At 73.7% G+C, this 9,182-nt stretch carries 9 protein-coding genes and 1 pseudogene; 4 read left to right on the forward strand and 6 right to left on the reverse strand.

Going from position 1 to position 9,182, the window contains the following annotated elements:
- Positions 1 to 91 precede the first annotated feature (91 nt).
- Both ACFUEL_RS28460 and ACFUEL_RS28465 read right to left on the reverse strand, forming a co-directional pair.
- Positions 92 to 637, reverse strand: a complete 546-nt coding sequence (locus ACFUEL_RS28460) for a GNAT family N-acetyltransferase (protein WP_380239632.1) — start codon at positions 635 to 637, stop codon at positions 92 to 94.
- 32 nt (positions 638 to 669) lie between these two features.
- Complete coding sequence (locus tag ACFUEL_RS28465; protein WP_380239633.1) at positions 670 to 2,436, reverse strand: ABC transporter ATP-binding protein; 1,767 nt, start codon at positions 2,434 to 2,436, stop codon at positions 670 to 672.
- Positions 2,437 to 2,671: 235 nt separating this feature from the next.
- Between ACFUEL_RS28465 and ACFUEL_RS28470 the strand changes: the two genes are divergently transcribed.
- Both ACFUEL_RS28470 and ACFUEL_RS28475 read left to right on the forward strand, forming a co-directional pair.
- The gene (locus ACFUEL_RS28470; protein WP_380239634.1) at positions 2,672 to 3,208 is read left to right on the forward strand and encodes a SigE family RNA polymerase sigma factor; all 537 of its coding nucleotides are present in this window, start codon (positions 2,672 to 2,674) and stop codon (positions 3,206 to 3,208) included.
- Positions 3,209 to 3,264: 56 nt separating this feature from the next.
- Positions 3,265 to 4,614 (forward strand): LCP family protein, encoded by a 1,350-nt coding sequence (locus ACFUEL_RS28475; RefSeq protein ID WP_380239635.1) that lies wholly within the window; start codon positions 3,265 to 3,267, stop codon positions 4,612 to 4,614.
- Positions 4,615 to 4,681: 67 nt separating this feature from the next.
- Here ACFUEL_RS28475 and ACFUEL_RS28480 read toward each other — a convergent pair whose 3' ends face one another.
- The 4 genes from ACFUEL_RS28480 to ACFUEL_RS28495 all read right to left on the reverse strand — a co-directional run bounded on the left by ACFUEL_RS28480 (position 4,682) and on the right by ACFUEL_RS28495 (position 7,078).
- Positions 4,682 to 5,566 carry a phosphotransferase family protein gene (locus ACFUEL_RS28480; RefSeq protein ID WP_380239636.1) on the reverse strand — a complete coding sequence of 295 codons (885 nt, stop codon included), beginning with the start codon at positions 5,564 to 5,566 and terminating at the stop codon, positions 4,682 to 4,684.
- A 116-nt stretch (positions 5,567 to 5,682) separates the two neighbouring features.
- Positions 5,683 to 6,123, reverse strand: a complete 441-nt coding sequence (locus ACFUEL_RS28485) for an SRPBCC domain-containing protein (RefSeq protein ID WP_380239639.1) — start codon at positions 6,121 to 6,123, stop codon at positions 5,683 to 5,685.
- Positions 6,124 to 6,281: 158 nt separating this feature from the next.
- Positions 6,282 to 6,617, reverse strand: a complete 336-nt coding sequence (locus ACFUEL_RS28490) for an ArsR/SmtB family transcription factor (protein ID WP_380239637.1) — start codon at positions 6,615 to 6,617, stop codon at positions 6,282 to 6,284.
- Entirely contained in the window at positions 6,614 to 7,078 is a 465-nt protein-coding gene (locus ACFUEL_RS28495; protein WP_380239638.1) for an SRPBCC family protein, read from the reverse strand. The genes ACFUEL_RS28490 and ACFUEL_RS28495 overlap by 4 nt, the downstream gene beginning before the upstream one ends.
- A 293-nt stretch (positions 7,079 to 7,371) precedes the next feature.
- Between ACFUEL_RS28495 and ACFUEL_RS28500 the strand changes: the two are divergent.
- Both ACFUEL_RS28500 and ACFUEL_RS28505 read left to right on the forward strand, forming a co-directional pair.
- Positions 7,372 to 7,836: pseudogene (locus ACFUEL_RS28500) on the forward strand (carbohydrate binding domain-containing protein); the annotation flags it as partial.
- A 300-nt stretch (positions 7,837 to 8,136) separates the two neighbouring features.
- The gene (locus ACFUEL_RS28505) at positions 8,137 to 9,057 is read left to right on the forward strand and encodes a chitinase (protein WP_380239640.1); all 921 of its coding nucleotides are present in this window, start codon (positions 8,137 to 8,139) and stop codon (positions 9,055 to 9,057) included.
- The last annotated feature ends 125 nt before the right edge of the window (positions 9,058 to 9,182 follow it).

Consider the following 9,182-nt stretch of genomic DNA (forward strand, 5'->3'; position numbering starts at 1 on the left):
CAACTCACCACGGAGCCGCTCCACATCCCCCAGCTTCACACCTGAAGAATGCCCACCAACAGGCAAGATCACCCAACGTAACGAAGCACTACTAGACGTCCTCGCACCACTCGGTGGAGAGGACGCCCATCTGGACCTGGTCGTGCCAGCCGCCGGCGCGGAAGACGGCTTCGCGGCGGCGGCCCTCCTCGGTGAAGCCGGCCCGGCGGTAGGCGGCGAGGGCGCGGGTGTTGTAGCTGTTGACGGTGAGTTCGATGCGGTGGAGGCCGAGTTCGGCGAAGCCGTAGCGGATGGTGGTGCGCAGGACGTCGGTGCCGAGGCCGCGGTCCTGGTGGGGCGGGCCGATGATGATGGCGAGGGTGGCGCAGCGGTCCTTCGGGGTGGCGCCGTAGAGGGTGACGTGGCCGGCCAGGTCTCCGGCGTCGAGGGTTTCGACGGAGAGGCCGAGGTCGGTGCCGGTGTTCTGGCTCCAGGCGCGGAACATGTCGGCGAGCCGGGCCTCGGGCTGGGGGTGGACGGGGCCGGTGAGCTGCTGGATGGCGAGGCCGGGTTCGCGCCACCAGCTGGTGAGCCGGGGGAGGTCGGCCTCGCGGAGTTCCCTGAGCCGGACGAGTCTGCCGCTGAGCGGGTCGGTCATGCGGGGCGGTTCCTGTTCCGTGAGGGGGTGGTTCAGGCGAGCTGGGCGGCCTGGAGGCCGGCGTAGGGGCCGCCGGTGCGCAGGAGTTCGGCGTGCGAGCCGATCTCGGCGATCCGGCCGTCGTGCATGACGACGATCCGGTCGGCGCCGCGGATGGTGGACAGCCGGTGGGCGACGACGAAGACGGTGCGGCCGCGCACCAGCCGGGCCAGGGCCTGCTGGACGAGTGCCTCGGAGCGGGAGTCGAGCGCGGAGGTGGCCTCGTCCAGGATGAGCACGCGCGGGTCGCGGATCAGGGCGCGGGCGATGGCCAGGCGCTGCTTCTGGCCGCCGGAGAGGCGGGCGCCGCGTTCGCCGACCACGGTGTCGAGGCCGTCGGGGAGGCGTTCGATGAACTCCAGGGCGTTGGCGTCGCGCAGGGCGGCCAGGACGGTCTCCTCGGGGACGTCCTTCATGCCGTAGGTGACGTTCTCCCGGATGCTGCCCTCGAACAGGATGGACTCCTGCGGGACGACGGAGAGGAACTTGCGGTAGGAGCGCAGGTCGAGCTCCTCCATGTCGCGGCCGTCGAGCAGGATCCGGCCCTCGGTGGGGCGCAGGAAGCCGATCACCAGGTTGAGGACGGTGGACTTGCCCGCGCCGGACGCGCCGACCAGGGCGATGGTCTCGCCGGGGCGGACCGAGAGGTCGAAGCCGGTGACGGACGGGGCGTCCGCGCCGGAGTAGCTGTGGCCGACGCCCTGGAAGTCGATCCGGCCGGTGACGCCGGTGACGTCCGCCTTGCCGGCGTTCTCCTCCAGGTCGGGGGCCTGGAGCACCTCGCCGGCCGAGCGGACCGAGGCCAGGCCCTTGCCGAGCTGCGGGGTGAGGGTGAGCAGGGTGGTGACGGAGCCGGTGAGCGAGGAGAAGTAGGCGCTGAGCATGACGACGGCGCCGGGGGTGACGTTCATCCAGCCGTAGTAGGCGACCAGCGCGGAGCCGGCCAGGCAGCCGACGCCGATCGCGTTGAGCAGGATCCAGGACATCGAGCCGAAGCGGCCGTTGAGCAGGTCCAGGCGCAGGCCCTCGTCGAGGACCCGGCCCAGGGTGCGGTCGACCCGGCGCAGCGCGGTGCGCTCCAGGCCGTGCGCCCGGGTGATCGGGATCAGGGTGGTCATCTCGCCGATGCGGGACGAGAGTTGCTCGACCTCGCGGCGGAAGGACTCGTTCTGGGTGCGCAGCCGCTCGCGCAGCCGGACCACCAGCAGGGCGCTGGCGGGGACGACGACCAGGAAGACCGGCAGGAAGGCGGGGGTCTGGACGGCGATCACGACCAGGCCGCCGAGCAGGGTGGCGATCGCGGCCAGGCCGTTGTCGGCGGTCTGCTGGGAGGCGGTCTCGATGCCCTCGACGTCGCGGATCACCTTGGCCTGCAGGACGCCGGCGCTGACCCGGGAGTGGTAGCCGATGGACAGCTGCTGCATCCGGTGGCACAGCGCGGAGCGCAGCCGGGTGCCCATCCGGCGGATGGAGCCGTGCATCCAGTGCACGTACAGCATGTGCAGCGGCAGGTTGAGCAGCAGGATCGCCAGCAGGACGGCGGAGTTCCACCACAGCACGGATATGTCGCGGTGCTTGACCACGACGTCGACGATGTTGGCGGTGATCAGGGGCAGCAGCCAGACGGGGGCGTGCTTGGCGAAGAAGACGCCGACCGCGCCGAGGACCCGGGCGCGGTCGGGACGGAAGAGGAACAGCAGGGTGCGGACGGGGTGCTCGCCTCGGTAGCGGTGGCTGAGCGATCCGTCGGGCAGGGCCATGGGGGAACTCCAGTGAGGGGTACGAGCAGGCGGTGCCGTCCCATCCTTCCAGCGGGCGGGGTCCCTCGGACTGTCCGCAACCGGACAGTGATACTCCACTGACGGACGTGCCGCCGGATCCGCCGGGCCCGCTCCGGGCCCTTTCGGGTCCGTTTCGGATCCGTTTCGGGCCCGGGTGAAACATCGCGGACCCCCCGGGCCGTCATAGGGCGGATCCGACGAGGGGAGACGAGAAGTGGGCAGTGGTCGGCGGGCCGCCCTGGAGGAGGAGTTCGTCGCGTTCGCGACGGCCCGGTCCGGGCAGCTCTACCGCTCGGCGTACTTCCTCACCGGTGGGGACACCCACCTGTCGGAGGACCTGGTGCAGGAGACCCTGGGGCAGATGTACACCCACTGGCACCGGCTGCACCGGCCGGGCTGGGCCGGGCGGATCGACAACCCGGCCGGGTACGCGCAGACCGTGCTGGTCCGGGCGTACCTGTCGCACCAGCGGCGGCGCAGCAGCAGCGAGCGGCCCAGCCAGGCGCTCCCCGAGATCGCCGAGGACGGGCCGGACTCGGCGCTGCGCCTCGCCCTGGTCGAGGCGCTGTCCCAGCTGCCGCCGCGGGACCGGGCGGTGGTGGTGCTCCGGTACTGGGAGGACCGCAGCGTGGAGGAGACCGCGGCGATCGTGCGGGACAGTTCGGCGGCGGTGCGGACCAGGTGCTCGCGGGCGCTGGCCAAGCTGCGCGGGCTGCTGGGCGGGGACCTGGCGGAGCTGGTGGCGCGGTGAGGGCGGGGCACGGCGGGCGGGGCGGACACGGCGGACCGGGCGGACGGAGTGGCGGAGTGGACGGCGGGGCGAACGGTGCGGGGCGCGGTCGGGACGGCGGGGACGACGCGGAGGAGGAGTTCGAGGTGCAGTTGGGGGCGGCCTTCTGGCTGTCGGGCAGCGGGCCCGAGCCGGAGCTGACGGCCCGGCTGGTCGACCGCGGGTTGGCGGCCGGGCGGCGGCGCAGACGGGCCAGGCAGCGGCGCACGGTGCTGCTGGCGGGGGCGCTGACCGCGGTGGTCGCGGTCGGGGCGGGGCTGCTGGCGCTGCCGCGCGACCTGCCGGTGGAACGGACCTCCGCGGTGGAGCTGGCGCACACCGGCCCGAGTCCGGCGCCGGCGCCGCCGACCGACGGGACGACGCTGCTGCTGGTCGGCACCGACGACGCCCTGGGCGCGCAGGGCGGGCCGGTGCCGGAGGACCTGCTCCACGGCGACCTGCACAGCGGCACGGCGGGCGCGGCGGACGCGGCGGGCAGCGCCGACACCATCATGCTGGTGCACATTCCGGCGGGCGGCGGCGAGGTGCGGCAGCTGTCGCTGCCCCGGGACGTGCTGGTGCCGGGCACCGACGAGGCGCTCGGCAGGGTCTACCTGAACGCCGAGCGGGCCGCGCTGCAGCAGTCGGACGGCGGCGCCGCGGGCGGGGAGCGGTACGAGCGCGGCCGGGAGGCCGGGCGGGTGGCGCTGCTGCGGGCGGTCGAGAAGCTGACCACCGTCCGGGTCGACCACTACGCGGAGGTGTCGATGGCCGGCTTCTACCGCGTCGCCCAGGCCCTCGGCGGAATCCCGGTCTGCCTGAACCACCCGGTGGACGACCCGTACAGCGGGGCCCGGCTCCCGGCCGGGCGGCAGGAGTTGGGGGCGGCCCAGGCGCTCGCCTTCGTCCGGCAGCGGCACGGCGTCGGCGGGCAGTCCGACCTGGAGCGCACCCGGCGCGGCCAGGCGCTGCTGGCGGGGGTGGTGGAGAAGCTGCGCTCCGGCGGGACGCTGGCGGACGCCTCGAAGCTGGCCGCGCTGTACCGGGCGCTGGACGGCAGCCTGGTGGTGGACCAGGGCTGGAGCCCGGTGGACTTCGTCCGCCAGGTGCCGGCGCTGGCCGCCGGGAAGGGCGTCCTGCAGACGCTGCCGGTCACCACGGACGCCACGGGCAACCGGCTGCTTCCGGCGGGCGCGGCCCGCGACCTGCTGCTCGGCGACCGGACGGCCCCGCCCGGGGCGACGGCCACCGCCTCCCCCGCCGCCCCGGCCGCTTCCGCCGTTCCTCCGGCGCTGTCGGACGGCCCGGCCGCCACCCCTACCGCGCCGCTGCTCCTCCTGCCGCTGCCGGAGCCGGTGGAGTTGGGCGGGGTGCCCTGCGTGGACTGACCCGGTGCCGCCGGCGCCCGGCCCTCCGGCTACCGGGCGGACCGGGCCGGGTCGGGCCGGGTCGGGTTCAGTCGAGCGCGGTCCAGCCCCAGGGGCGGGGGCCGTGCTCGCCGAGCAGGCAGGCCAGGCGGTAGCGGGCCTGGGCGCGGTGCCGCGGGTCGGCGGCGGACTGCTGCAACGCGTAGCAGGTGAGCCGCAGTTCGCGGATGTCGCGGAGCACCGGGTAGTGGGGTGACTCGGTGACGTCGGCGCCGTAGGCGGCGCAGAACGCGGCGTACGTCCCGGGCGGGACGGTGCCGAAGGTGTGGCGGCCGACGGCGGTGGTGGTCAGGTCCCATTCGACCGGGCCGAGCGCGGTGCGTTCGAAGTCGAGCAGGTAGGCGGTGGTGGCGGTGACCGCGAGGTTGCCGCTCCAGGCGTCGCCGTGCACGACGGCCGACTGCCGTGCGGGGAGGGCGAGTTCGCCCCAGGCGGTGCGCAGGTCGGCGAGCCGGGCGTGCAGGCGGCGGCGCTGCGGGCCGTCCAGCCCGGCGGCGTCGATCCGGTCGGGGAGGCGGACGAACGGGTCGAGGGCGGGCAGCCGGGTCTCCGGCGGGGGCAGGCGGTGCAGGCGGCGCAGGGCGGCGGCCAGTTCGGCGGCGGTGCCGGGCCGGTGCGGGGGCAGCTCGTACCAGAAGGTGGCCGGGCGGCCCCGGACGGCCAGCGGCGCGGGCGGGTGGCCGAGCGGGCGGACGGCCGGCACCCGGTGCCGGTGCAGCCACCGGGCGACAGTCAACTCCTTCGCCGCGGCCGCGAGTTGGCCGGGCCTGCCGATCCGGGCGACCACCCCGCCGGGCAGCCGCCACAGGGTGTTCTCGCCGGCCCGGATCAGCTCCGCACCGGCGCCGGAGCGCCCGGCGGCGGCGCACGCCTCGGCGAGCAGGGCGGCGGGGGTGGGGCGCTCCACGTCCACGCTCGGTCTCGTTCCGCTCGGCGTCCGGGGCCGGGGCCAGTGTGCGCCGGGGCGGCCGTCGGCGGGAAGGGCGTACGGGGGCACGGGGGCACGCGGCCCCGGGCGCCCCGGGTGCCCTAGTGCCAGTCGCTGATCCGGACGTCGCGGGGCGAGGGCTCGCCCGCGCCGGTCTCGACCAGCTTCTTGAGGCTCAGCAGGTAGACCGCCCACTTGGTGCTGCAGTGGCTCATGAACTCCACCGGTTCCCGCCAGCCTTCGTGCCGGAACAGGACGATCGTCCAGCCGTCCTCCCGCTTGAGCTCGAAGACGATCCGCGTGCCGATCCACTCCTCCGGGCCGTCGACGACCTCCCAGCGCACGCGCTGCGCGGGCTCGGTGTCCAGCACCTTCATGTCGAACCCGCCGGGCGGGAAGCGGAAGCGGACGACGCCACCGGCGCCGGCGTCGCCGTCCGTGTCCTCCGTCCACCAGCCGGCCAGGCCCTCGACGGTCGTCAGGGCCGTGTAGACGTCCTCGGGGGACGCCGTGACGCCGATCCTGTGCAGGATGTCCACCATCTCGGCCACCTCTTCCTGGTACGGGCGCCCGTGGTCGGGCGCGGTGTGCCGGCGCCACCGCGGCGGTGGCACCGTTCCGTGCGGTCGTGCGGTCGTGCGCGGTCGTGCGGTCGTGCGCGGTCGTGCGGTCGTGCGGTCGTGCGGTCGCGACGTGCGGGTCAGCCCTGCCGGCGCTGGATCGTCTCGGCGATGCGCTTGATGCGCCGCAGCCGGGCGTCCCAGGCGGCCCCGACCGATGACAGCTGGGCCACCGCGCGGGCGAGTTGGGCCTCGTCGACCTCGTAGCGGCGCTCGCGGCCGGACGGCGTGCCGTGGACCAGGCCCACCCGGTCGAGCACGCCGAGGTGCTTGGCGACCGCCTGCCGGGTGACCGGCAGCTGCCCGCTCAGCGTGGTCGCCGTCCCGCCGCCGTCGGCCAGCAGCAGGTCGAGCATCCGCCGCCGGGTGGGGTCGCCCACCGCGGACCAGAGTTCGTCGTCGACGACGGCGCTCACGGGGCGGACACCAGCCGTGCGACGTACCCGACGAGGCGGGGCAGGAAGAAGTCCCAGCCCTCGACGTGCTCGCGGTACTGCTCCTCCAGGACGGCCGCCTCCCAGCCCTTCTCCCGGAAGCCCGTCTCGCTGAAGCGCAGCAGTGTGCCGGTGGCCGACGGGACGAGGTCGAAGACCACCAGGAGCGAGTTGGCCGACGTCGCGGCCCCGCCCTCGTCGTGGGTCCACCGGAACGAGAACCGCCGGGGCGGGTCGGCCTCGACCACCGTGAACGGGACGACCTTCGCGTCCGGTGCGGACCGGTCGCCGAAGGTGATGGCTCCGCCGCCGCCGGGTGCCGGGTCGAACTCCGCCTCGTCGGGCCACCACTCCCGCAGGTGTTCGGGCGCACTGACCACCTCGTAGACCACTTCGGGCGCGGCGTCGATGTGGATCTCCCGCTCGATGCTGCCGAACTCCATCGTGCCCCTCCGTCCTCTCGCAACCTCTGGTTGCTCATTACGGTAGACCGGTCGCCGACGATGTGCAACCTTCGGTTGCTTGAATCGCGGATCGGCGACCCGGCCGGCCACCCTTCCCCGAACGGTCCAGACCCTCGCTATTGGTCCAGACCTATTGACGGCCCTTGCCCCCGCTCCTACGATCCGGCTGGGCACCACCCCCCACATGTCCCCACCTCACCCACAGCCGGGCACCGCACCCCCACAGCTTTGGTCATGCCCATGACCAGGTGTTTCGGCGGGAAGGGAGCACGATGTTCCGTCGAAGGTCGTCCACGCCCGTGGAGCGCGCCGCCCAGGCGCCCCGGGTCAGCCACGCCCGGAGCGGCCCGAGCGCCGGACGCCGCACCCTGGCCGGGGTCAGCGCCGCCGCCGTGATCGGCGCCGGCCTCGCCGTGGCCGGTTCGGTCACCGCCTCCGCCGACGTCGCCAACCTGATCGCCAACCCCGGCTTCGAGAACGGCCTGGCCAACTGGACCTGCACCAGCGGCTCCGGCGCCGCGGTCGTCAGCAGCCCGGTGCACGGCGGCACCTCCGCGCTCAAGGCCACCCCCGGCGGCCAGGACACCGCGCAGTGCTCGCAGACCATCAGCGTGCAGCCCAACTCGCAGTACACCCTGAGCGGCTTCATCCAGGGCAGCTACGTCTACCTCGGCGCCACCGGCACCGGCGTGAACGCCTCCACCTGGACCCCGGGCAACGCCTCGTACGGCCAGCTCAGCACCAGCTTCTCCACCGGCGCCTCCACCACCTCGGTGACCGTCTTCGTGCACGGCTGGTACGGCCAGCCCGCGTTCTACGCGGACGACCTGGTGCTCAGCGGCCCCGGCGGCAGCGGCAGCCCGTCCCCGTCGACCAGCACCTCGGCCAGCCCGTCGCACTCCGCCTCGCCGAGCCCCTCGCAGTCGGCCAGCACCTCGCCGAGCCCGTCGAACTCGACCAGCACCTCGCCGAGCCCGTCCGGCAGCCCCACCTCCGGTGACGCCACCTGCCCGACCAAGCCCAAGCCGACCGGCAAGGTGCTGCAGGGCTACTGGGAGAACTGGGACGGCGCCTCCAACGGCGTGCACCCGGGCATGGGGTGGACCCCGATCACCGACAGCCGGATGCTCCAGCACGGCTACAACGTGATCAACGCGGCCTTCCCGGTGATCCTCTCCGACGGCACCGTGCTCTGGCAGGACGGCATGGACGCGGGCGTCAAGGTCTCCACCCCCGCCGAGATGTGCCAGGCCAAGGCGTCCGGCGCGACCCTGCTGATGTCGATCGGCGGCGCCGCCGCGGGCATCGACCTCAGCTCCAGCACGGTGGCCGACAAGTTCGTCGCGACGATCGTCCCGATCCTGAAGAAGTACAACTTCGACGGCATCGACATCGACATCGAGACCGGCCTGTCCGGCAGCGGCAGCATCGGCACCCTGTCCGCCTCGCAGTCCAACCTGATCCGGATCATCGACGGCGTCCTCGCCCAGATGCCGGACGGCTTCGGCCTCACCATGGCCCCCGAGACCGCGTACGTCACCGGCGGCAGCGTCACCTACGGCTCCATCTGGGGCTCGTACCTGCCGATCATCAAGAAGTACGTGGACAACGGCCGGCTGTGGTGGCTGAACATGCAGTACTACAACGGCTCCATGTACGGCTGCTCCGGCGACTCCTACTCGGCCGGCACCGTCCAGGGCTTCACCGCCCAGACCACCTGCCTCAACAACGGCCTGACCATCCAGGGCACCACCATCAAGGTCCCCTACGACAAGCAGGTCCCCGGCCTGCCGGCCCAGCCGGGCGCGGGCGGCGGCTACATGGCCCCCAGCCTGGTCTCGCAGGCGTACGGCTCCTTCAACGGCCAGCTGAAGGGCCTGATGACCTGGTCGATCAACTGGGACGGCTCGAAGGGCTGGACCTTCGGCGACAACGTCAAGGCCCTGCAGGGCCGCTGACGCCGGCCCGCCGGTAGCGGGTACGACGACGGGCGGGGCCCCGGGAGCGATGGTGCTCCCGGGGCCCTGCCCCCATACGGGTCCTGTTCCCTTACCGGCCCAGCCCTCTTCCAGGGCCTGCCCGA

The organism is Kitasatospora sp. NPDC057198, assembly GCF_042670125.1.
GTDB lineage: Bacteria > Actinomycetota > Actinomycetes > Streptomycetales > Streptomycetaceae > Kitasatospora.

Bases quoted from the DNA above. Each gene is read 5' to 3' on its own strand.
- ACFUEL_RS28495 (WP_380239638.1), bottom strand. From the start codon at position 7,078: ATGGAGTTCGGCAGCATCGAGCGGGAGATCCACATCGACGCCGCGCCC.
- ACFUEL_RS28465 (WP_380239633.1), bottom strand. From the start codon at position 2,436: ATGGCCCTGCCCGACGGATCGCTCAGCCACCGCTACCGAGGCGAGCAC.
- ACFUEL_RS28460 (WP_380239632.1), bottom strand. From the start codon at position 637: ATGACCGACCCGCTCAGCGGCAGACTCGTCCGGCTCAGGGAACTCCGC.
- ACFUEL_RS28485 (WP_380239639.1), bottom strand. From the start codon at position 6,123: ATGGTGGACATCCTGCACAGGATCGGCGTCACGGCGTCCCCCGAGGAC.